This is a genomic window from Fundidesulfovibrio soli, from assembly GCF_022808695.1.
Lineage (GTDB): Bacteria > Desulfobacterota > Desulfovibrionia > Desulfovibrionales > Desulfovibrionaceae > Fundidesulfovibrio > Fundidesulfovibrio soli.
In genome coordinates, this window is record NZ_JAKZKW010000020.1 from 1 (window position 1) to 20,999 (window position 20,999).

At 67.5% G+C, this 20,999-nt stretch carries 24 protein-coding genes; 9 read left to right on the forward strand and 15 right to left on the reverse strand.

All coding sequences use genetic code 11. The features are described from left to right. Window positions 1-278: 278 nt before the first annotated feature. The 4 genes from MLE18_RS14550 to MLE18_RS14565 all read right to left on the reverse strand — a co-directional run bounded on the left by MLE18_RS14550 (window position 279) and on the right by MLE18_RS14565 (window position 3,212). A complete protein-coding gene (locus MLE18_RS14550) occupies window positions 279-665 on the reverse strand; it encodes a hypothetical protein (RefSeq protein WP_243439528.1) in 387 nt (128 codons plus the stop codon). 28 nt (window positions 666-693) lie between these two features. Further along, a complete protein-coding gene (locus MLE18_RS14555; protein ID WP_243439529.1) occupies window positions 694-2,550 on the reverse strand; it encodes a carbamoyltransferase family protein in 1,857 nt (618 codons plus the stop codon). Between the two features lie 94 nt (window positions 2,551-2,644). After that, a complete protein-coding gene (locus tag MLE18_RS14560; protein ID WP_243439530.1) occupies window positions 2,645-2,794 on the reverse strand; it encodes a DUF5989 family protein in 150 nt (49 codons plus the stop codon). Window positions 2,795-2,804: 10 nt separating this feature from the next. Continuing rightward, a complete protein-coding gene (locus tag MLE18_RS14565; RefSeq protein ID WP_243439531.1) occupies window positions 2,805-3,212 on the reverse strand; it encodes an SxtJ family membrane protein in 408 nt (135 codons plus the stop codon). 192 nt (window positions 3,213-3,404) lie between these two features. On the opposite strand from MLE18_RS14565, the gene MLE18_RS14570 reads away from it, so the two are divergent. The 4 genes from MLE18_RS14570 to MLE18_RS14585 all read left to right on the forward strand — a co-directional run bounded on the left by MLE18_RS14570 (window position 3,405) and on the right by MLE18_RS14585 (window position 5,106). Then, window positions 3,405-3,587, forward strand: a complete 183-nt coding sequence (locus tag MLE18_RS14570; RefSeq protein ID WP_243439532.1) for a hypothetical protein — start codon at window positions 3,405-3,407, stop codon at window positions 3,585-3,587. Between the two features lie 139 nt (window positions 3,588-3,726). Further along, window positions 3,727-4,164, forward strand: a complete 438-nt coding sequence (locus MLE18_RS14575; RefSeq protein WP_243439533.1) for a MauE/DoxX family redox-associated membrane protein — start codon at window positions 3,727-3,729, stop codon at window positions 4,162-4,164. Between the two features lie 13 nt (window positions 4,165-4,177). Next, window positions 4,178-4,705, forward strand: coding sequence for a rhodanese-like domain-containing protein (locus tag MLE18_RS14580; RefSeq protein ID WP_243439534.1), 528 nt, complete (start codon window positions 4,178-4,180; stop codon window positions 4,703-4,705). 179 nt (window positions 4,706-4,884) lie between these two features. Then, on the forward strand, window positions 4,885-5,106 hold the full coding sequence (locus tag MLE18_RS14585) for a hypothetical protein (RefSeq protein WP_243439535.1): 222 nt from the start codon (window positions 4,885-4,887) through the stop codon (window positions 5,104-5,106). A gap of 99 nt (window positions 5,107-5,205) precedes the next feature. Here the strand turns inward: MLE18_RS14585 and MLE18_RS14590 are convergent, their stop codons facing one another. Beyond that, window positions 5,206-6,186: a D-2-hydroxyacid dehydrogenase gene (locus MLE18_RS14590; protein WP_243439536.1), complete on the reverse strand. Its 981-nt coding sequence runs from the start codon at window positions 6,184-6,186 to the stop codon at window positions 5,206-5,208. A 2-nt stretch (window positions 6,187-6,188) separates the two neighbouring features. Further along, window positions 6,189-6,626 carry a DUF3859 domain-containing protein gene (locus MLE18_RS14595; RefSeq protein WP_243439537.1) on the reverse strand — a complete coding sequence of 146 codons (438 nt, stop codon included), beginning with the start codon at window positions 6,624-6,626 and terminating at the stop codon, window positions 6,189-6,191. A 269-nt stretch (window positions 6,627-6,895) separates the two neighbouring features. Here MLE18_RS14595 and MLE18_RS14600 point away from each other — a divergent pair, with 269 nt between their 5' ends. Further along, a complete protein-coding gene (locus MLE18_RS14600; RefSeq protein WP_243439538.1) occupies window positions 6,896-8,980 on the forward strand; it encodes an elongation factor G in 2,085 nt (694 codons plus the stop codon). Window positions 8,981-9,162: 182 nt separating this feature from the next. Here the strand turns inward: MLE18_RS14600 and MLE18_RS14605 are convergent, their stop codons facing one another. Beyond that, on the reverse strand, window positions 9,163-9,885 hold the full coding sequence (locus tag MLE18_RS14605; protein ID WP_243439539.1) for a right-handed parallel beta-helix repeat-containing protein: 723 nt from the start codon (window positions 9,883-9,885) through the stop codon (window positions 9,163-9,165). 127 nt (window positions 9,886-10,012) lie between these two features. After that, complete coding sequence (locus tag MLE18_RS14610) at window positions 10,013-10,912, reverse strand: LysR family transcriptional regulator (RefSeq protein WP_243439540.1); 900 nt, start codon at window positions 10,910-10,912, stop codon at window positions 10,013-10,015. 128 nt (window positions 10,913-11,040) lie between these two features. Between MLE18_RS14610 and MLE18_RS14615 the strand changes: the two genes are divergently transcribed. Beyond that, complete coding sequence (locus MLE18_RS14615) at window positions 11,041-11,913, forward strand: DMT family transporter (RefSeq protein WP_243439541.1); 873 nt, start codon at window positions 11,041-11,043, stop codon at window positions 11,911-11,913. After that, on the forward strand, window positions 11,901-12,104 hold the full coding sequence (locus tag MLE18_RS14620; RefSeq protein WP_243439542.1) for a tautomerase family protein: 204 nt from the start codon (window positions 11,901-11,903) through the stop codon (window positions 12,102-12,104). The genes MLE18_RS14615 and MLE18_RS14620 overlap by 13 nt, the downstream gene beginning before the upstream one ends. Before the next feature lie 79 nt (window positions 12,105-12,183). Here MLE18_RS14620 and MLE18_RS14625 read toward each other — a convergent pair whose 3' ends face one another. The 4 genes from MLE18_RS14625 to MLE18_RS14640 form a co-directional block, all read right to left on the reverse strand. Then, window positions 12,184-12,489, reverse strand: a complete 306-nt coding sequence (locus MLE18_RS14625; protein ID WP_243439543.1) for a hypothetical protein — start codon at window positions 12,487-12,489, stop codon at window positions 12,184-12,186. 54 nt (window positions 12,490-12,543) lie between these two features. After that, window positions 12,544-13,065 (reverse strand): Spy/CpxP family protein refolding chaperone, encoded by a 522-nt coding sequence (locus MLE18_RS14630; protein ID WP_243439544.1) that lies wholly within the window; start codon window positions 13,063-13,065, stop codon window positions 12,544-12,546. A 191-nt stretch (window positions 13,066-13,256) separates the two neighbouring features. Then, complete coding sequence (locus MLE18_RS14635) at window positions 13,257-13,844, reverse strand: flavodoxin family protein (protein WP_243439545.1); 588 nt, start codon at window positions 13,842-13,844, stop codon at window positions 13,257-13,259. A gap of 113 nt (window positions 13,845-13,957) precedes the next feature. Further along, window positions 13,958-15,694, reverse strand: coding sequence for an ABC transporter ATP-binding protein/permease (locus MLE18_RS14640; protein WP_243439546.1), 1,737 nt, complete (start codon window positions 15,692-15,694; stop codon window positions 13,958-13,960). A gap of 272 nt (window positions 15,695-15,966) precedes the next feature. Here MLE18_RS14640 and obgE point away from each other — a divergent pair, with 272 nt between their 5' ends. Both obgE and MLE18_RS14650 read left to right on the forward strand, forming a co-directional pair. Continuing rightward, entirely contained in the window at window positions 15,967-16,989 is a 1,023-nt protein-coding gene (obgE, locus tag MLE18_RS14645) for a GTPase ObgE (protein ID WP_336605589.1), read from the forward strand. After that, the gene (locus tag MLE18_RS14650) at window positions 16,986-17,603 is read left to right on the forward strand and encodes a YajG family lipoprotein (protein WP_243439547.1); all 618 of its coding nucleotides are present in this window, start codon (window positions 16,986-16,988) and stop codon (window positions 17,601-17,603) included. Before obgE ends, MLE18_RS14650 begins: the two co-directional genes overlap by 4 nt. 160 nt (window positions 17,604-17,763) lie before the next feature. Here the strand turns inward: MLE18_RS14650 and MLE18_RS14655 are convergent, their stop codons facing one another. From MLE18_RS14655 to MLE18_RS14665, 3 genes are all read right to left on the reverse strand, one after another. Continuing rightward, window positions 17,764-19,410 (reverse strand): cache domain-containing protein, encoded by a 1,647-nt coding sequence (locus tag MLE18_RS14655; RefSeq protein WP_243439548.1) that lies wholly within the window; start codon window positions 19,408-19,410, stop codon window positions 17,764-17,766. 99 nt (window positions 19,411-19,509) lie between these two features. Then, window positions 19,510-20,064, reverse strand: a complete 555-nt coding sequence (locus MLE18_RS14660) for a fumarate hydratase C-terminal domain-containing protein (RefSeq protein ID WP_243439589.1) — start codon at window positions 20,062-20,064, stop codon at window positions 19,510-19,512. After that, on the reverse strand, window positions 20,064-20,897 hold the full coding sequence (locus tag MLE18_RS14665; RefSeq protein ID WP_243439549.1) for a fumarate hydratase: 834 nt from the start codon (window positions 20,895-20,897) through the stop codon (window positions 20,064-20,066). The genes MLE18_RS14660 and MLE18_RS14665 overlap by 1 nt, the downstream gene beginning before the upstream one ends. Window positions 20,898-20,999: the final 102 nt, after the last annotated feature.

Below are 20,999 nucleotides of genomic sequence, written 5' to 3' on the forward strand. Positions count from 1 at the left end.
ACCCCGATATATCGGAAGAATGTCGGGGTGCGCCGCCGCCCACGCCCCAGCAGGGGAGACGATGTCGTCCACGGCGACGAGCTGGAAAAGCAGGGGCAAGGGGAATGCGAAGCTGTAGGTGACCTAGGGGTGGGTTGAGCAGGCCATGCCCATGATTGCCTGGCGTTCTCGGAGGTGAAAGCGGGGGCTTCGAACTCCGCGAAGCTATAAGGGAGTCCAGAGGGCCGAAGGCCCTTTGGCCGCCGGAGGCATCCTGAAACCTCTTCCAGCCTCTTCTCTTACTGTGTCCCGCAGCACTGCACGCTCTTGGGCGCGCGGCACTCGCCCCAGGGGGCGTCCACGGTGGCGATGATGCAGCCGGGCTGGGCGTCGAAATTCAGGCGCAGGGAGGCCATGTTGCCCTGCCATGCCTTGCTGGTGACCACCACGTCCTTGTCGAAGACCTGACAGTAGAACTCGGTGAATTTTGCGGCGTAGTGGGTGTTGAAGACGTACACGTCGTCACGCCTGCCCACGAAGCGGAACTCGCTGACATTCTTGCAGGTCAGCGCGGCCAGGGCTTCGCCAAGCACGCAACGCAGAACCATTTCCTGGTCCATGGCGATGGCCTTGGGCTCGGGGAGAAGGGCGGCCAGCAGCAGCAGGGTGGCGAGGGCGTGTTTCATGCCGTCAGCCATGCACGAAACATGCCCGTCAATCCAACTCGTATTCGGTCATCCAGTCCGCGTCGTCGGGCAGCGGGGGCTGGTCGGCCTTGCTGAACAGGCAGTCGCCCAGGACGAGGTGGTCCATCTCCGTGCGCATGAAGCAGCGGTAGGCGTCCTCGGGGGTGCAGACGATGGGCTCGCCGCGCACGTTGAAGCTGGTGTTCACCAGCACCGGGCAGCCCTGGGTGCGGCGGAAGGTGTCCAGCAGCCGCCAGTAGCGCGGGTTCACATCCCTGTTGACGCTCTGGATACGCGCGGAGAAGTCCACGTGGGTGATGGCGGGCACGTCGGAGCGGGGCACATAGAGCCTGTCCCACATGCCGAGCTCGTTGTAGCCTTCGGGCAGGGGCTTGCGGTGTTCAGGGCGCACCGGGGCGACAAGGAGCATGTAGGGCGAGGGGCGGTCGATCTCGAAATAGTCGCCTATGGCCTCCTCCATGACGGAGGGGGCGAAGGGCCGGAACCCTTCGCGGTACTTGATCTTCAGGTTGAGCTTCTTTTGCATCTCGGGGTTGCGCGGGTCGCCCAGGATGGTGCGGTTGCCCAGGGCGCGCGGGCCGTACTCCATGCGGCCCTGGAACCAGCCCACCACGTCGCCGTTGGCCAGCAGCCCGCAGACCTTCTCGCAGAGCCCGTCGTAGTCGGAGAAGTGGGTGTAGGGAGCGTGGTGCCGGGCGGCAACACGGCGCACGTCCGGGAAGGAGAACTCAGGCCCCAGGTAGGAGCCCGCCATGGCGTCGCGCTTCGAGGGGGTGCGCTCCGCGCCCTTCCAGACGTGCCAGGCGGTGAGCGCCGCGCCGAGCGCGCCGCCCGCGTCGCCCGAGGCGGGCTGGATCCAGACGTCGTCGAAAGTCCCTTCGCGCAGCAGCTTGCCGTTGGCCACGCAGTTGAGCGAGACGCCGCCGGCCATGACCAGGTTGCGGCAGCCGGTGATCTCCCTGGCGGTGCGGGCCAGGCGCAGCACGCCCTCCTCGGTGACCTGCTGGATGGCCAGGGCGAGGTCCATGTAGTCCTGGGTCAGCTCGGTCTCGGCGGCACGCCTGGGCAGGCCGAACAGGCGCTCCCAGGACTCGTCGCGGCACATCTTCAGGCCCGTGGCGAAGCCGAAGTGCTCCATGTTCAAAAGCAGCGAGCCGTCGGGGCGCAGATCCACCAGGTTGTCCAGGATGACGCGCACGTACTCGCGCACGCGCTCGCCGTCGGGGTTGCCGTAGGGGGCCAGGCCCATGAGCTTGTATTCCCCGGAGTTCACCTTGAAGCCGCAGAAGTAGGTGAAGGCGGAGTAGAGCAGGCCCAGCGAGTGGGGGAAGTCAAGCTCGCGCAGGAAGGTGATGTCCTTGCCCTTGCCGTGGCCGATGGCCGTGGTGGTCCACTCGCCAACGCCGTCGATGGTCAGGATGGCGGCCTCCTCGAAGGGCGAGGGGAAGAAGGCGCTGGCCGCGTGGGAGAGGTGATGCTCCGGGAACAGAACCCTGGGCTTGCCGGGCCCCAGCTTGGCGAACTCCTGGGTGAGCATCCGGCTCATGAACAGCTTCTCCTTGATCCACACCGGCATGGCGGAGAGGAAGCTGACCATGCCCGAGGGGGCGTAGCCGTGGTAGGTTTCCAGGAGGCGTTCGAACTTCAGGAAGGGCTTGTCGTAGAAGGCCACGGCCTCCAGGTCCCGCAGGGAGAGCCCCGCCTCGGCCAGGCAGTAGGCCGCGGCGTTGGTGGGGAAGGAGGCGTCGTGCTTGACGCGGGTGAAGCGCTCTTCATGGGCTGCGGCCACGATGGCCCCGTCCATGATGAGGGCGGCGGCGGAGTCGTGGTAGTAGGCGGAAATCCCGAGGATGGCCTCTGGCATGTCAGGTCCTGGAGTGGGCAATGCGCCGGGCGGTCGGGACTGCGCCGCCCGGCGCTGGTTGACTGTTGGCGAGCGCCCGGGGGCGCGGCGCGGCCTAGAACAGCGTGTAGATGAAGGGCGCTATGGCCGACCCGCTGGTGAGCACGATGAGCGCGCCGAAAAGCAGCAGCACCAGGATCACGGGCAGCAGCCAGAATTTCTTCCTGACCCTCAGGAAGCCCCAGAGATCGCCTAAGAAGCTCATGATAATCCGCCTAGTATGGAGTTTCGATGTCCTTGCTGGTGAACAGGTGGTCCCGCACGCGGAAAACGCTGGTCTCGTCCTGCTTCCATTTGCGGGCCTGCATGGGGTCCTTGCCCATGAGGCGGCGCAGCAGCCCCATGGGGGTGAGCACGAGGTAGAAAACCGCCCCGAGCAGGAGCTTGCTCATCACCGTGCCCAGCAGGTGCGAGAAGCCGAACCAGACTTTCGCGGCGGGCTTGAAGGCCGCGGGCCAGGTCATGTTCAGGATGAGCAGGAGGACGCCTGCGGCCAGGAAGGGTTTCTTGTCGCCCAGCCAGGCCACGAGCAGGCAGATGAGCACCAGGGCCATGCCGGTGTCGCGGGCCTGTGCGGTGCTGGCGCCGAGCCAGGTGGAGCGTCCTTTGGTTTTCGGGGGCATGGGAACCTCAATTTTATTCTGCTCATAGGCTATCAGCAGACGGCAATTCTGGCAACATCAGGGGCGGAGCGGCCCGAGTAAGGCATGTTTGTGACGCGCCTGGGCATGCGATGTAATGCGGGCCGTAACCTGAAGGGCGGTCCAGGCGTCACACAAACAACGATGCTTGAACTCTGATCCCGGAGCGCAGTGATGGTCTACATGTTTCTCGGCGTCTGTTGCATCATGGTTGTGCAGTGCATGTTTTCTTCGCCTTCTGTGCGGGTGGCCTTGCCCCTGGCCAGCGCGGCAGTGGTGCGAGGTTGCCTTGTGGGCTATTCAACGGTGGTGTGTCTGCTCATGCTGGAGGGCTGCTTCGTGATGTTGCAGTCCTGAATCGCCGTCCTACCTGCCAGCCTCCATTGACCTTTTCTATGCAACGCATAGACAGGCATCCCGACAAACGATTGGCCTCCCTCCCGGCTTTACGGGTACCAATAACGCTCATTGAACAAACGCGTTCGGGAGCGTGGGCATGGTCTTGCGGTTGCTGGTCCGGCTGGCCCTGGCGGCGGCGTTCTTCGCCGCCGGTGTGGTCAAGCTGCTCAATCCCGCGGTGTTCGCCGTCACGGTGGAGGCTTTCGGGCTGCTGCCGGACGCGCTGGTGCGCGCGCTCTCCGTGGCGTTGCCCGCCCTGGAGGTGGTGGCCGCCGTGCTGCTGGCCCTGGGCAGGCGCGGGGGGCTCGAGCTCACCACGATACTGCTGTGCTGTTTCGTGGCCGTGCTGCTCTACGCGCTGCACATGGGCCTGGACGTGGACTGCGGCTGCTACGGCCCCTCGGACGTGCAGTACGAGGCCTTCGGCTCCATCAGGCGCGCCCTCTGGCGCGACGCCGCCATGCTCGCGGGCGTGGGCTTCCTGTTCTTGAGCGGGCGCATGGGCGCTAAGACTCTGGACCGGACAACAACCTAATCGGGAGGACATCATGCGTTTTCGCAACGCCGCCGCCATGCTGGCCCTGTGCGGCCTGATCCTGGGCGGGGCCCTGACCGCCTTGGCCAAGGACATGTTCGAGGAGGAAGTGGACAAGGACGCCGTGAGCGTGAAGCTCGTGCGCGAGGTCGTGGCGGGCGGGTATCCGGTCATGAGCGGCGAAGAGCTCAAGAAGGCCATGGATGAGGGCAAGCCCATGCTGGTGGTGGACACCATGCCCTATGAGGCCAGCTACAAGAAGGAGCACGTGCCCCAGGCCGTGTCCTTCGAGTTCCCCATCGAGCCCATGCCCCAGTGGGACGCCTCCAAGACCGGCGGCAAGTCCGAGAAGGACTTCGAGGCCCTGCTCGGCCCGGACAAGAACAAACTCATCGTGTTCTACTGCGGCTTCGTCAAATGCTCGCGCAGCCACAACGGCGCCCTGTGGGCCAAGAAGCTGGGCTACGCCAACGTGGTGCGCTTCCCCGGCGGCATCTACGCCTGGAAGGGCGCGAAGTACCCTGTGGACGCCGTGAAATAGCATTTCCCCTGACCTGGCGGGCGTTGTCCCTGCCGGGTTATGTCACCGTGATCACACCGCCGGTTGCGCAGTTTGCGCTTCCGGCGGTATTTTTCGCCCCATAGGTTAAGTCCGGCCCCTGAACTGCCGATAAGATTGCCGACACGGCACGTTTCGGCCGCGTTGAGGGGGTGAGGCGCATGGCGGATGATATCGGCAGCGGCGGCGTGTCCGGAACCACGGGCCTGAGCGTCGCGGCGTCCAAGCAACTGTTCGGGGCCCAGGTGGTCAAGAAGACCCTGGACTACATGAACACCGATCCGTTCGATTCCTCCAAGAAGAACGCCGACTACGACTTCCAGACCAAGGTGCTGGAAGGCGGCTTCGCCCTCAAGGGCGACATGTTCAACAAGAAAGTCTAGCGCCGCCGAGTGATTGCGGAATAGGAAGCGCCGGTGCGGGGTCGTCCGCACCGGCGCTTTATCATTGGCGAAGGAATAGGGGGCGTGAGGCCCAGGCGGCTACAGGAACCTCCTGTTCACCACGTTCTGCGGCGCGCCGTCGATGAACATGCGCACGTTCTCCGCCGCGATGGCCATCAGGCGCTTGCGGGCCGTGAGCGAGGCCCAGGCCATGTGCGGGGTGATCAGGCAGTTGGGCGCGGCGAGCAGCGGGTTGGCCGGGTCGGGCGGCTCCACGGCCAGCACGTCCAGCGCGGCCCCGGCCAGGCGGCCGGAATGCAGGGCCTGGGCCAGGTCCGCCTCGTTGACCAGGCGGCCGCGCGCTGTGTTCACCAGGTAGCTGCCGGGGCGCATGCGCCCGAGCAGCGCGGCGTTGACGAAGGCGTCGTTCTCGGCGGTGAGCGGGCAGTGCAGCGTGACCACGTCGGAATACTCGAACAGCTCCTCAAGCCCGATGAAGCCGAACAGGGGCGACTCGATGGGGGCCTTGGGCCTTGGGGCGTGGGCAAGCACGCGCATGCCCAGGGCCAGGCCCAGTTCGGCCACGCGCCGCCCGATGCCGCCGAAGCCCACCACGCCGAGCGTCAGCCCGGCCAGCTCCACCTGCGGGGTGCTCCAGAAGGTGAACTCGCCGCAGCGGTTCCACTCGCCGCCTCGCACCTGCCTGTCGTGCAGCTCCACGCGGCGGCACATGGCCAACATCTGGGCCACCACGAACTGCGCCACGGACTCGGTGCCGTAGCCGGGCACGTTGCACACCGGGATTCCTCTGGCTCCGGCCGCGGCCAGGTCCACCACGTCGTAGCCGGTGGCCAGCACGCCGATGTAGCGCAGGTCCGGCAGGGCGTCGATCACGTCGGCGCCCAGGCGGGTCTTGTTGGTCAGCACCACGGGTGCGCCCTGGGCGCGCTCCACGGTCAGTTCGGCGGGGGTGCGGTCGTGCACGGTGAGCGGGCCCAGCGCGGCCACGGCGTCCCAGGGGTTGTCGCCGGGGTTGAGGGTGGCGCCGTCGAGCACCACGATGTCGGAATTGGTGTTCATAGTCACATCGCAGGTTTGTAGACTTCGAACGTCTGGGTGAGGACTTCGCCTTTCTCCGTCTCCACGCGCAGCTCCCAGTGGCCGGGGGCCAACTCCCACGGCTGGGAGAAGGTGAAGAACACGTCGTAGCTCTGGCCGGGCTGGATGGATGCCTCGGTGACGTACTCCAGCTGCGGCTTGGGCTTCGAGGGGTCGAGCAGGCCGGGGGTCAGGGTGACTATCTTGGCCTTCATGGCCTGGGCCTTGGGATCGGCGATTCGGAAACGGTAGCCGAAGCTGGTGCCCATCTCGACGGGGATTGCGTTGGTTGCGCGCAGCAGCGCGCCGTTCTTGAAGATGCCCGCCTCGATGACCTCGAGTTGCTTCGCGGGCTCGCCCATGCCGAGCATGGAGCAGGCCGAGAGCAGGAGGCTGGCGGCCAGGATGAGGAGCGTGCGCATAGTGACCTCGCGTTGGGGTTGCGTACGAGCTTTGGAGCATACAGCATCCGCTCCGCGAAGCAAACAGCGGCGCAGCCTCGGAAAAAGGCGTGAAAATGGCTGGCCGGCGCATTTTGCCTCCAGGGGCGGTTGCGCGAAGGTTGCGATATCGTTACAAGAGAAGCAAAGAGTTGGAAACCAACCGCCCGGGCCGCGCAGGCACTGGGCGGAAGCGGAAGGCAGACGAAGGCTCCGAGGCGCAACCTCTAAGGAAACCACGGGAGACTGGCATGCTTGACGTTCTGAAAAACCAGCGGACCTACGCTTTGGTCGGCCACGGAGGGTGCGGCAAAACCTCCGTGGCCGAAATGCTTCTGTACGTCGCGGGAGCGACGCCGAAGCTGGGCAAGATCGAGGACGGCACCACCGTGCTCGACACGGAGCCCGAGGAGATCAAACGGCGCGGCTCCGTCCAGCCCGGCTTCGCCACGTTCCAGTGGAACAAGAACCGGCACTTCCTCGTCGACACCCCGGGCGACCTCTCCTTCAACGGCGACCTGGGCTACATCCTGGCCAGCGTGGACGCCGTCATCTTCGTGGTGGACGCCGTGGACGGCGTGAAGCCGCTGACCAAGAAGCTCTGGCAGGAGGTCTCCAAGTTCCGCCTGCCCACAATATTCCTCATCACCAAGATGGACCGCGACCGCGCCGACTACGACATGGCCTTGAACGGCATCCGCAACCAGCTCGGCGTGAAGCCCTTCCTGCAGAACATCCCCATCGGCAAGGCCGACACCTTCGCCGGCGTGGTGAACATCGTGGAGAACAAGGGCTACGCCTTCGACTCCAGCGGCAAGATGAGCGAGATCGCCGTCCCCGCCGACATGCAGGACGAAGTGGACGGGCTGCGCGAATCCATGATGGAGGAGATCGCCGTCTGCGACGAGACCCTCATGGAACGCTACCTGGAGGACCCCTCCAGCGTCTCCCTGGACGACCTGGTTGCGGCCACCCGCAAGGCCGTGGTCTGCTCCGAGCTGTATCCCGTGATGGTCGCCTCGGGCCTCAAGTGCATGGGCGGCCAGCGTATTCTGCAGGCCGCGCAGCTGTTCTTCCCCTCCCCCCTGGACGTTCCCGTGGGCCAGAAGATGGTGGAGGCCGAGGACGGCTCGCTGCACCCCGTCTCGCCGGATGCGCCTCCGGCCTGCTTCGTGTTCAAGACCCTGTTCGACCAGTTCGCGGGCCAGCTCTCCATCATGCGCGTGCTCACCGGCACCGTCACCCCGGAGGCCAGCCTGCTCAACGTCCGCTCCTCCGCCAAGGAGCGCTTCAGCTCCATGCTCTTCATGCTCGGCAAGGACACCCAGCCCTGCAAGGAGCCCGTAGGCCCCGGCGGCATCATCGCCGTGGCCAAGCTCAAGGAGACCAAGACCGGCGACACCCTCTGCGAGGAGAAGCACGCCTTCGCCATGCTCAGGCCCAAGCTGCCCGAGCCCATGATCTCCTACGCGCTGGCCCCGGCCGAGAAGGGCGACGAGGACAAGGTCTACCAGGCCATGTCCAAGCTCCTGGACGAGGACGTCACCCTGCGCCTGACCCGCAACGAGGAAACCGGCGACATGCTGCTCTCGGGCATGGGCCAGTCCCACGTGGAGAACGCCGTGGAGCGCGCCAAGCGCCGCTACAAGGCCAACCCGGTGCTCAAGGCCCCCACCATCCCCTACCGCGAGACCCTCAAGGGCAAGGCCGAGGTGCAGGGCCGCCACAAGAAGCAGACCGGCGGGCGCGGCCAGTTCGGCGACTGCTGGATCAGGATGGAAGGCGGCGCGCGCGGCGCGGGGTACGAGTTCGTGGACGCCATCGTGGGCGGCTCCATCCCCCGGCAGTACATCCCCGCGGTGGACAAGGGCGTGCAGGAGGCCGCGCATCGCGGCGTGCTTGCGGGCTTCCCCGTGGTGGACTTCAAGGTGGAGCTGTTCGACGGCTCCTTCCACACGGTGGACTCCTCGGAAATGGCCTTCAAGATCGCGGGTTCCCTGGCCTTCAAGGCCGCCTGCGAGAAGATGAAGATGGTGCTGCTGGAGCCCATCGCCCTGGTGAGCGTTTCCATTCCGGACGAGTTCATGGGCGACGTCATCGGCGACCTCTCCAGCCGCCGGGGCAAGGTGCTGGGCTCCGACTCCACCGCGGGCGTCACCGAGGTGCAGGCCCACGTGCCCATGAGCGAGATGCAGGAGTACGCCAAGGCCCTGGGCTCCATGACCGGCGGCCAGGGGGCCTTCACCATGGCCTTCGACCACTACGAGGACGCACCGCCCCCGGTGACCGAGAAGGTGGTGGCCGAGTACAAGGCCAAGAGGGCGAAAGAGGAGTAGGGAGATCGGCCCGAAATGAAAGGACGAAGGCCCCGGAGCGATCCGGGGCCTTTTGTGGTTCTGGTGGCCGGGAAGCTGGAGCGGCGCTGAGCCACTGTGCTGCGGGCGGGTGTATCGAGGCGGGTTGCGTGGCCGCCGCCTTGCCCCGGAGCGCAGCATCAGAAGCGGCCTGAGCCCTGGCCTCAACGCCCGGCGTTCAAGCCCCAGGTTATCGCGCCGGAAGTGTGGGTGGCGAAATTGGTGAAAGCGTTGTTGTACGCCAGGTGCCTGTCGATCAGGACATTGGCGTCCGTGTTGATTTCAACTCCATATCCCGTGTTGTTAGTCGTGGTGTTGCCCAGAAGGTTGGCCGCCCCGAGCGCAAAAACGCCGCAGGCGTTGTGGTTGAATGTGCATCCAGAGACAAGGCCTGAGCTCATTGCAAGACCGTACAGGGTGTTTTCCGATGAGTCACATGATGTCACCTGAACGCTTTCACAGGCGCTCAAGTCTAGGCCTGTCCAGTTTTGTGCACATCTCACGTTGCTGACGCGGAGGTTTTTTTTGCCTTGGTATGTGGTGATCCCCACGCTGTGGGCACGTATTGTGCCGTTCCTTATGGTGATGTTGTTTCCATTGGCGTAGATGCCAATCGACTGGCTGTTGCCTGAGATTTCAAAGCCCATGAGGTCGAGGGTGACGCCGTCCGATTGAATATTGACTGCGTACATTCCGCTCGGGAACGCAAGGTTTGAGCCGAGGTAGTACAGGCCTGGGCTGCTGATGGTGTAGGGCAGGCTCTTGATCTTGGTCCCGACGCCCGGAGGGATGGCCGTCGCCACGTAGAATTCGGCCTGGGAAAACGCGGAAGAGGCCGAGAACATTAAAAACATGAAAATCGCACAGAGGGAGAGTTTGCGCCGCATGGTGTCTGCTCCTTGTCGCTACGTTTCTAAGGTACGACTGTGAGCCTGGGACAACTACGCACAAAGCAGGGGGACAAACAAAGGATGATGGTGTCGGCAGCCTTTGCGTAACGCACACAACGGGTGGTTAGTCAATGGAGGAAACAGGAATTCCGGCCAACGGTGTGCAATCCTCCTGCTCGTCCAGCATGGCGGCCAGCGCCCTGACCGCGCCTGTCCGGTCGCCCTTGCGCCACACCAGCGAGGTCCGCACCCGGGATATTTCCGGCGGCAGTTCGTGCACGCTCACGCCCGCCGTGCCAGCCAGCAGCCCAGTGACCGAGCGCGGCATGATGGCCACGCCCATGCCGGAGGCCGCGCAGCCGAGCATGGTCTGGTAGGAGCCAAGCTCCACCGTGCGCGGGGCCTTGCCGCCGCTGGCGGCCCAATCCTCAAGGCGCTTGCGGTAGGCGCAGCCGTGGCTGAAGACCAGCAGCGCCAGCGACCCCAGCCGCTCGGGCGATGTCAGCGCGGGCTGCGTGCTGGCGGCCACCAGCACTAGCTCCTCACGGTAGGCCGGGCGCTTCTCCAGCCCCTCGCCGTGGACGGGTTCGCTGACGAAGGCCGCGTCCAGCCCGAACTCCCGCACGGCGCGAGCCAGGTCGGCAGAGGTGCCCGTGGTGAGCTCCAGGGCCACCTCGGGATAGCGGGTGTGGAAGGCGCCCAGCAGCTGGGGCAGGCGCGAGGCGGAGGTGCTCTCCATGGCGCCCAGCCGGAACCGCCCGGACGGGGCCTGCCCGGTGACGCTTGCCACGGCCTCACGGGCCAGCAGCAGAATCTTGTCCGCGTAGTCCAGCAGGGAGCGGCCATTGGCCGTCAGGACCATGCCGCGCCCCTGGCGGGCGAACAGCTCCACGCCGAGCTCGCGCTCCAGGTTCTTGATGCGCGCCGATACGCCGGACTGCACCTTGTTCAGCCGCTGCGCCGCCTGGGTCACGCCCCCGCACTGGGCCACGGCCTGGAACGCCTGAAGGTCGCTCAGCTCCATTGTTCACCATTCATGAATTATCGTATCAGATCAAATCGTTTTACATGATGCTTGATCCGGGTAATCCTTCCCTTGAACAAAGGCAAGCGGCGCAGGGGGGGACGGTGGAAGGGAGATGCACAGGCGGCATGTGGTACGGCCTGGCGGCGGTCGGGTTCTGGTCGGCGTTCATGCTGGTGAGCCGGCTCGGCCTGACCGGCGAGTCGCCCGTGACGGTCTACGACATGCTGGCCCTGCGCCTGGCAACGGCGTCGCTGGTGCTGGCGCCGTTCAGCCGGGGGCTGGGCCGGGCCGAGTGGACGTCCTGGAGGCTGTGGACGCTGGCGCTCATCGGCGGGCTGGCCTACGGCCTGCTGGTGTACGGCGGCTTCAAGCTGGCCCCGGCCACCCACGGGGCGGTGCTGTTCCCGGGTATCCTGCCCTTCGAGACGGCCCTGCTCGGCTGGTGGCTGCTGGGCAAACGGCCCGCCGGGGCGCAGTGGGGCGGCTACGGGCTCATCGCCCTGGGGGTGGGGCTCATGGCCAGGGAGGCGTTCGCGGGCGGGGAGCATCTCGCGGGCGACGCGCTGCTTGTGGGCTGCTCGCTCAGCTGGGCGGTCTACGCCGTGCTGGCCAAACGCTGGAACCTGGAGCCCTGGCTGCTCACGCGGTTTCTGGCGCTTGCGCCCGCGGTGCTGTATCTGCCTGTGTACGCCCTGTTTCTGCCCAAGAACCTGGGCGCGGCTTCGCCGCTGTGGCTGGCGGGGCAGGGCCTGTACCACGGCGCGGTGACCACCGTGGTGGTGATGTGGCTGTACCTGCGAGCCCAGGCCCGGCTCGGCCCGGCCCGCCTGGGGGCGCTGATGGCCCTGGTGCCCGCGCTTTCGGGCGGCCTGGCCGCGCTGCTGCTGGGCGAGGACATGACCCCGGCCCTGGCCGCCGTCCTGGCCTGCGTCAGCGCCGGGGCCTGGCTGGCCGCGAGAAATCAACCCCAACAGGAGGAGGCGAAATGCCCTACGTGAACATCAAGATCACCCAGGAAGGGGCCTCGCCCGAGGCCAAGGCCAAGCTCATCGAGGGCGTGACCAACCTTCTGCGCGACGTGCTGGGCAAGAACCCGCAGACCACGGTGGTGGTCATCGAGGAGGTGCCCACGGACAACTGGGGCATCGGCGGGGAGACGGTCACCGTGCGCCGCAAGCGCGGGTCCTGATAGCCGCGCCTGCTTGGAGGGGAACGCGAAACCCCGGCCGCACTTCGGTGCGGCCGGGGTTTTTCGTCAGGGATTCCCCTCAGCGCAGGGGGATGGTGATGCTGAAGCCGGGCACCGGCACCGGTGGCGGCGGCGGGGCGTAGTAGTAGGCCGGCGGCGGAGCGTAGTAGTAGGCCGGTGGCGGGGCGTAGTAGTAGGCCCTGGGGGGCGGGGCATAGTAATAGCCCCTGGGCGGCGGTGGCGGCGGCGGAGCGTAGCGCGGTCCGTAGCCCCGGTAATAGTAGCGGTCCGCGTGGGCGGGGGCGGCGGTGATGGCCGCCCAAAGCGCCACGGAGGCCACGACGGCGGCTGCCGTGAGAATCCGGTGGAATGCGTGTCTGGTCATAGGTCCCTCCTTGGAGCGTCGGTTGAGCGAAAAGAGGCTGGCGGCCTCTCTCCGTCATCCACCCTTCTTCTTGCCCCGGCCCATCCGCTGGGAGAAGGACTCGTCCGCGATCTTCTTCTGCTCAGCTGAAAGCATGTTGTAGAGCTTCTCGAACACGGGGATCAGCCCGCGCATGGCCTGGGCGTGCTCCTCCGCCATCTCGGCGTGGAGCTTGAGGTTCTCCACGGCGCTCCTGGAGGTGCGCTGATCCCGCCATTTGTCGATGCTGGCGCGCATCTTGGCCCCGTTGTCGCGCATGACCTTGGCCAGGTCGTCCCAGGCGGCCTCCTGGGCAGGAGTGATGGCGAGCTTTGTCCGCAGTTCCGCGATGCGCTGCTCCACGGCTTCGGGGTTGTTGTAGCCGCCCCGTTCGCCCTTGGGCTTGCCCTGGGCCTTGGGTTGGGCGGCGGGCTGGGAGCCCTGGGGCTGGTCCTGCTGCGCCCGGGCCATGGGCGCGAGACAGAGCAGAAGGACGGCCAGCAGCGGCAGCGCGGCCGCGAAGGGACGCAAGGTGATGGTTCTGGTGCGGTGGTTCATGTGTGCCTCCAGATTCTCCGGTCGTCCGTGAGGCCGCCTTTGGTTACAAGAGGCGGTCCGACGGGCTGAATGTGCCGGGAGTGGTATGCTCCAGCGTATTGGGCGAAGCCGGGGGGGAAGTCAAGGGCGGGAAAAAAGGCCGGGCCGGGATCTCTCCCGGGTCCGGCCTGAATCCGGCGGGGGGGACCGGGCTAGAGCATCCCGGCCAGGCGCAGGCCGAAGGCGTGGGCCCTTGCCACGGGGGCCGGGTCCTCGACGATCTTGCCCGGCTCATAGTGGCAGGTGGGGAAGAGCATGGACACGAACTCGCAGCCCAGCAGCCCGGCCGGGATGCGCCACTGCTTTTCAAGCTCCAGCAGGTTGTTCTCCAGCTGGCCGCCGGCCGTGGCCAGCAGGGCCCAGGGCTTGCCGGAGAGGGGGCTGAAGAACTCGTGGTTCTGCCCGAACTTCACCAGGCTGAAGATGCGGTCGACGAGCATCTTCACCTGGGCGGGGTAGCTGAACCAGTAGATGGGCGTGGCAAGGACCACCGCGTCGTACTCCGGCAGGGACTTCACGGCCCGGGCCAGCGCGTCGTCGATGTGGCAGCCGTATTCGGGGCTCTGCTGGCACTTGTAGCAGGCGATGCAGCCCGGGTACTTGAACTCCAGGCGCGCCGCGTCGATGACGTCCGAGGCGATGCCGGACTCGGCCAGGGCCTCGCGGGCCACCTCGGCCAGGGCCAGGGTGTTGCCCTTCTTGCGCGGGCTTCCGTGGATGAAAACGACCTTCTTGGACATGATTCACTCTCTGGGTGCGGTTTGGGGGCCGGTTCGGTCTGCATACGGGTAGGGCATACAGTCTGAGGGCCAAGCGGTATTTTCGCCTATCGCCGCGCCATGCGCAACAGATATCATCCCGCAGCCGCGATGGGCGTCAGCGTAGCGGCCCCGGGCCTGCCCGCGCTCATGGCCAGGCGCAGGCCGTGGAAGGCCTCCAGGGTGCTGCGGTGCCCCACGCTGACCACGGCCGAGCGTGGCAGGCGCTGGCGCAACAGGGCGTAGAGGGCGCGCTCCCCGGGTTCGTCCATGGCCGAGGTGGCCTCGTCCATGAAGATCCAGTCCGGGGCCTGGAGCAGCAGCCGGGCGAAGGCTAGGCGCTGCTGCTCGCCGGGGGAGAGTTCCTGTGCCCAGTAGGTCTCCTCGTCCAGCCGCCCGGCCAGGTGCGGCAGGCCGCAGGCTGTCAGGGCCTCCCTGATGGCCTCGTCGCCCACGCCCTCCGCGGCCGGGTAGCAGGCCACGGCGCGCAGCGTGCCCATGGGCAGGTAGGGCTTCTGGGGCAGGAAGGCCGCGCGGCCCGAGGCGGGCAGCTCGATCCCGCCGCGCCCGAAGGGCCACAGCCCGGCCATGGCACGCAGCAGGGTGCTCTTGCCGCAGCCGCTGGGGCCGCTGACCAGCAAGGTCTGTCCGGGGGCGAGCGTCAGGTCGATGCCCGCGAGCAGGGGCTGCGCATCGGGCAGGTCCAGCTCCAGGCCGCGCACCCGCAGAAGCTCCTCGCGGCCTTGCGCGGGCTTCAGCGCGCCCGGGGCCGCCATGTCCGCCCGGGCCTGCTCCATGGCCTGGCCGAAGGTGGTCAGGCGGTCCACGGTGGCCTTCCAGGAGGCCAGCTCCGTGTAGGCGTCCACGAACCAGCTCAAGGCCCCCTGGACCCTTCCGAAGGCCGAGGCTGTCTGCATGAGCCCGCCCAGCTGGATGGCCCCGGAGAAATAGCGCGGCGCGGCGGCCATGAACGGGAAGATCACCGCCACCTGGGCGTAGCCGTTGGTCAGCCAGCTGAGCATCTTGCGCCGCTTCATGATGGCCCACCAGTTCTCCACCACGCGCCCGAAGCGGCTGCGGAAGATGGCGGCCTCGCCCTGTTCGCCCCGGTAGAGGGCCACGCCCTCCACGTTCTCGCGCAGACGCACCAGGCTGAAGCGGAAATCCGCCTCGTAGCGCTGCTGGTTGTAGTTGAGGGCGATGAGCGGCTTGCCCACGCGCTTGGTCAGCCAGGTGCCCAGGATCGCGTAGCCCAGCGCCACCCAGACCATGTAGCCCGGGATCACCCAGTCGCCGCCGGCCAGGTTCAGGCTGAAGTCGCCCGAGAGGCCCCAGAGTATGCCCACGAAGCTGACCAGCGTGACCACTGACTCAAGCAGGCCCAGGGTGAGCGCCAGGGTCTGGTTCACGAAGCTGTGGATGTCGTCGGCGATGCGCTGGTCCGGGTTGTCGGTGGCGCCGCCGCGCATCTGCACGGTGTAGTAGACCTTGCCCTCCAGCCAGCGCGTGAGGAAGGCGTCCGTGAGCCAGCGCCGCCAGCGGATCTGGAGCATCTGGTTCAGGTAGAGCTGGTACACCGCCACCACGATGTAGGCGGCCGCCAGGGCGGCGAAGATGCCCAACTGGTGGTAGAAGCCGTCCAGGTCGCGGTTCTGGAGGGTGTCGTAGAAGGCGTTGTTCCACTTGTTGAGCAGCACGGTGATGAACACCAGGGTCAGGCTCATGGCCACGATGACTGCCAGCAGGCCGCGCCCGGCCCAGCGGTCCTCCGAGAACCAGTAGGGGCGGGCGATGCGCCAGATGTCCTTGATGAAATCGAGGCGTCTCTTCATTTCGCGTCTCCAGTCTTGCTCCGGCCCGGCGCGCGGCGCGCGGACCGGCAAGGCATATACCCAAGGCCCGCGCCCGCGTCCACGGGTGGGGATATCCGGGGCGTCCTGTTTGACTTGCGGCCCCGCGAGGCTTAGAGGGGGCATGAGTTCGCGCCCGCCCGCGCCATTTTCGCGCCGCGGAGTGTAACCCGGACGGGCAAAACGCCCACAAATGCTTGACGCCGGGACGCCGCAGGCCGTATGGCCCGCTGCCCCAGCGAGGTGACAAGAACATGCGATTCGTTGACGAGGCGGTCATCACCGTCAAATCAGGCAACGGCGGCCGCGGCTGCGTGGCCTTCCGGCGCGAGAAATTCATTGCCTTCGGCGGCCCCAACGGGGGCGACGGAGGCAAGGGCGGCGACGTGATCTTCCGCGTCTCCCCCAGCCTGCTCACCCTTTACGACCTGCGCCTCAAGCGCCGCTACGAGGCCCGCAACGGCCAGATGGGCCTGGGCAGCCAGTGCAACGGCAAGAACGCGGACGACCAGGTGGTGGAGGTGCCCCAGGGCACCCTGATCTATGAGATCACCGAGGAGGGCGAGCACCTGGCCGCCGACCTGACCGACATCGGGCAGGAGTGGGTGGCCGCCAAGGGCGGGCGCGGCGGCAAGGGCAACATGCACTTCAAGACATCCACCAACCGCGCCCCGCGCTTCGCCCAGCCCGGCGAGCCCGGGGAGGAGAAGCGCCTGCGCCTGGAGCTGCGCCTGCTGGCCGAGGTGGGCATCATCGGGCTGCCCAATGCGGGCAAGTCCACTCTGATTTCGGCGATCTCGGCGGCCAAGCCCAAGATCGCCAACTACCCGTTCACCACCCTGACCCCCAACCTGGGGGTCATCCAGGGCGAGGACGGCATGCAGCTCGTGGCGGCGGACATCCCGGGGCTGATCGAGGGCGCGCACACCGGGCAGGGCCTGGGGCACGACTTCCTCAAGCACGTCTCGCGCACGAGGCTGCTGGTGCACCTGCTCTCCGCCGAGGAGACCCAGGCCGACGACCCCTTCGCCGGGTTCTCCCTGGTGGACGACGAGCTGGTCCGCTTCGACCCGGAGCTGGCCAAGCGCCCGCAGCTGCGCGCCGTGAACAAGGTTGACCTGCTCGGCCCCGAACGGCTGGAGGAGCTGCGCCAGGCCGCCCGCGACAGAGGGCTGGACCTGCGCTTCATCTCCGCCAAGGAGGGAGCCGGGCTTGAAAAACTCGTTGAAGAGATGTGGCGGTTGAGCGCCGCCCTGAAGAAGGAGGAAGAACAATGAAACGTTTCGCGACTTTTCTGCTCGCGCTCCTCTGCGCCGGGCTTTTGGCCTCCTGTTCGGGCGTTCCCGCCCAGAGCGTGAACCTCAAGCCCGAGATCAAGGCCCCCAGCGGCAACGTGGGCAAGGGCAAGGCAGTGGCCCTGCGCGTGGTGGACGCCCGCGCCGACAGGGTGGTGGGCTACCGCAACACCGACGGCTCCCATGGCGCGCCCATCACCGTGGAAGGCGACCTGGCCCAGTCCGTGGGGCAGCCCCTGGGCAGGATGCTCACATCCCTGGGCTTCGAGCCCGCCCCCTACAAGGACGGCGCGGCCCGCAGCCTGACCGTGACCATCCGGGAGCTCACCTACAACGCCCAGGCCCTGACCGTGACCCGCAAGGTGACCACCAAGTGCGTGCTGGCCGTGCGGGCCACCAACGGCCCCGGCACCTGGGAGGGCAACTTCCCCGTGAGCCAGGAGCGCGAGCTGATGATGGCCCCGGACGAGAACGCCAACGCGCGTCTGGTCAACGAGGTGCTCTCCGAGTCGCTCTCCATGATGATGAGCGACCCGGAGCTGGTGCAGTTCCTCGGCAAGGACTCGGTGCCCAGCAAGACCATCATCAAGGAATAGCCCCGCAGGGGGCTTGAACGCCGACAAAAGGCGCGGTCCGGGGTTGCCCGGGCCGCGCCTTTTTGTTGATGGATTGGATAGGCGGAAGAGGCCTCCGGCGGCCAAAGGGAGTTCCTCCCTTTGGAATCCCTTTCCGCTTCGCACCGTACCCGGTCCCCGCTCAGATAGCCACCGGCTCCCCGGAGGGCAGGGGCAGCTCCCTCAAGTCCGTGCGCATGCGCATGCGCACCGTGGTCCCCTTGCCCGGCTCGCTCTCCACGCTGATGGAGCCGCCGTGCTCCTGCAATATCCGCTGGGCCTTGGTCAGGCCCATGCCCACGCCCACGGGCTTGGTGCTGTGGAAGGGGTCCAGCACGAAGAGCATATCCTCCGGGGTGATGCCGCGCCCGTTGTCCTGCACGGTGAACACCAGCCACTCCTCCTCGCGCCGTGAGCTCATGACGATCTGCCCCTCGTCCTTGTCCAGGGCCTCCACGGCGTTGATGGCCACTTCGCGCAACGCCAAGGCCAGCAGCCCGGCGTCGGCCTGCACCACGGAACCGTCGTCCTCCACGGTCCATTCCACCTGCTTGTTCATGGCTTGGGCCAGGGCCTCGGCGGCTGTCCGGGCCTTGTCCAGCAGGTCCGCGCCTGCGGTGGGGGTGAGCCTGCCAAGGCGGATGGCGCTGTACTCCTTCACGGCGGCGGTGATGTGCTCGATGCGGCGGGCGGCCTCCACGATGCCGTCCAGGTAGTCCAGGTACCGCTCGCGCAGGGTGGGTTTCTTGAGCAGCAGCCCGGCCAGGCCGCCGATGATGGTGGTGGGGTTGCGCAACTGGTGCGCCACGGAGGAGGATATCTTCTGCAGGCTCTCGATGCGCCGGGCCACCTGCACAACCACCTCATCGCCCGCGCGGCGGGCCTCCCGCAGGGCCTGCTGGGCCAGGTTGGCCTTGTCCTCGGCTTCCTGGCGGCGGGCCTCGATCTCGCTGATGTTGCGCCGCAGGATCTGCGTCATGCGGTTGAGCGCGGCCTGCATGCGGGTGGCCTCGTCGCGGCCTCCGGCGGAGAGCCGGGTGTCCAGGTCGCCCCCGGCGATGCGCTCCGCGGCTTCGGTCACTTCCGCCAGCGGGCGAACCACGCTGTGGGCTATGGCCAGGCAGGCCAGGCAGAGCAGCGCCATCATCAGGACCGTGGCCCCCGCGGCCGCTCCGAGCACCTTCTCGAACAGCTCGGTGACCACGTTGGCGATGGAGCGCATCTCCCGGTTGACGCGGTCCAGGTAGACCCCTGTGCCGATCCAGAGGTCCGTGCCCGGGATGGGCTCGGCGTAGCTGACCTTCTCTTCGAGCACGCCGTCGGGCTTGGTGAAGACGTAATTCACGTAGCCGCCACCGGCCTCGGCCTGGCGGGCCAGCTCCCGCACGTAGTAGACGCCGTTGCGGTCCACGAAGTCGTTGAGGTCGCGCCCCACCAGCTCGGGACGGGGGGGCAGGGCCACGTTGGTGGTGCCGTGATAGATGAAGAAATAGCCGGAGGCGTCGTCCTCGAAGCGCACGGGCTCCACGGCCTTGCGGGCCAGCCGCCTGCGTTTGGCCTCGTCGGGGATGTCGGCCATGGCGTTGGCCAGGGCCAGGGACATGGAGTGTGTCAGGGCCTTGATCTTGATCTTTTCGGATTCGAGCAGGGTGGTCTGGGTGTGGCGCACCATCATGTTTTCAAGATGCGTGGAAGCCAGGCCCAACACCACGAGTGTGCCCACGGCCGAAAGCAGCACGAGCCCGACGAGGCCGAACAGGCGCACGGAGATGGAGAAGCGTCGGAGCATGAACCCCCCGTGAATCGCGGATGCGGTTTAGGCACCCATACCACGGGGCGTGGCGGAAAGCATCCGCTTCGGGGCGGTTTTAGGCGGGGTGAATCCCTCCTAGCCGCGCAGGGCGGCGTCCAGGTCCGGCGCGGCGTAGAGCTCGCCGCCGCGCGGGTCGTTGACCACCGTCACGGGGAACTTCTCCACGCGAAGCAGGTGCAGGGCTTCCGGGCCGAGCTCCGGGTAGGCCGCCAGGCTGACCTCCCGCACGCACAGCGAGAGCAGCGCCCCGGCCCCTCCCGTGGCGGCGAGGTACACGGCCCCGTGCAGCCGCATGGCCTCGCGCACCTCGGGGCCGCGGGCGCCCTTGCCGATGGTGGCGCGCACCCCGGCCTCAAGCAGGCTCGGGGTGTAGGGGTCCATGCGCCAGGCGGAGCTGGGCCCGGCCGCGCCGATGGGCCGCTGCGGGGTCATGGGGCTGGGGCCGACGTAGTAGATCACGGCCCCCTCCAGGTCCACAGGGGGGGTGCCGCGCTCCAGATCCTCCAGGAGGCGGCGGTGGGCCGGTTCGCGCCCGGCGAGCAGGAACCCCGTGAGATAGGCCACGTCGCCGCTGCGCAGCTCCGAGGCCGCCAGGGCGGTGAGGGGGGTGGAGAGGGCGTGGGTGCGGATCACAGCGTCACCTGCCCGCGCCTGGCCGAATGGCACTGGATGGCCAGGGCCACGGGCAGGGTTCCGGGGTGGCAGGGCGCGGCCAGGGCGCTCACCCCCAGGCAGGTGGTGGCTCCGCCCAGGCCCAGCGGGCCCACGCCCAGGCGGTTCACTGCCTGGGTCAGGGACTCCTCCAGCCCGGCCAGAAAGGGGTCGGGGTTCTCGCGGTCCAGGGGCCGCAGCAGGGCGCGCGCCGCCGCCAGGGAGGCCCACTCGAAGGAGCCGCCCACCCCGAGGCCCGCCACCATGGGGGCGCACACGCCCCGGCAGGCCTCGGCCACGCCCCTGATGACGAATTCGCGCACGCCCTCCGCGCCCAGGGCCGGGTCCAGCATGGCGGCGCGGGAGTATTCCGCGCTAGCGCCCTGGACCATCATGGAGATGCGCAGCGTATCGCCGGGAACCATGTCGAAATGCACCACTGCCGGGGAGTTGTCCCCGGGGTTGTCGCGGGTGAAGGGATCGCAGGTGGACTTGCGCAGGTAGCCCTCGCGGTAGCCCCGGACCATGCCGCGGTTGACGGCCTCGCGCACGGGCAGGCCTTCGACGCGCACGTCCTCGCCGTGCTCCACGAAGAAGACCGCCAGCCCGCAGTCCTGGCAGAGGGGCAGGCCCAGCTGGCCGGCCAGTTCGGCGTTGTCCAGCAGTTGGCGCAGGGCCCCTCTGCCCAGTGGGCTCTCGGCTGCTTGGCGGTGCAGGAAGGCCCGTCGGACGTCCGGCGGCAGGTGCCGGTTGGCCGTGACGCACAGCCCCGCCACGGCGTCCTCGACGCTCTGAGAGGGTATGACCCGCATGCTGTCTCCTTGGGAGGGGTCCCCGGGGGGGCGCGCCCCCCCCCCCCCCCGGGGGGGGGGGGCCCCCCCCCCCCCCCCGCCCCCCCCCCCGGCCCCGGGCAG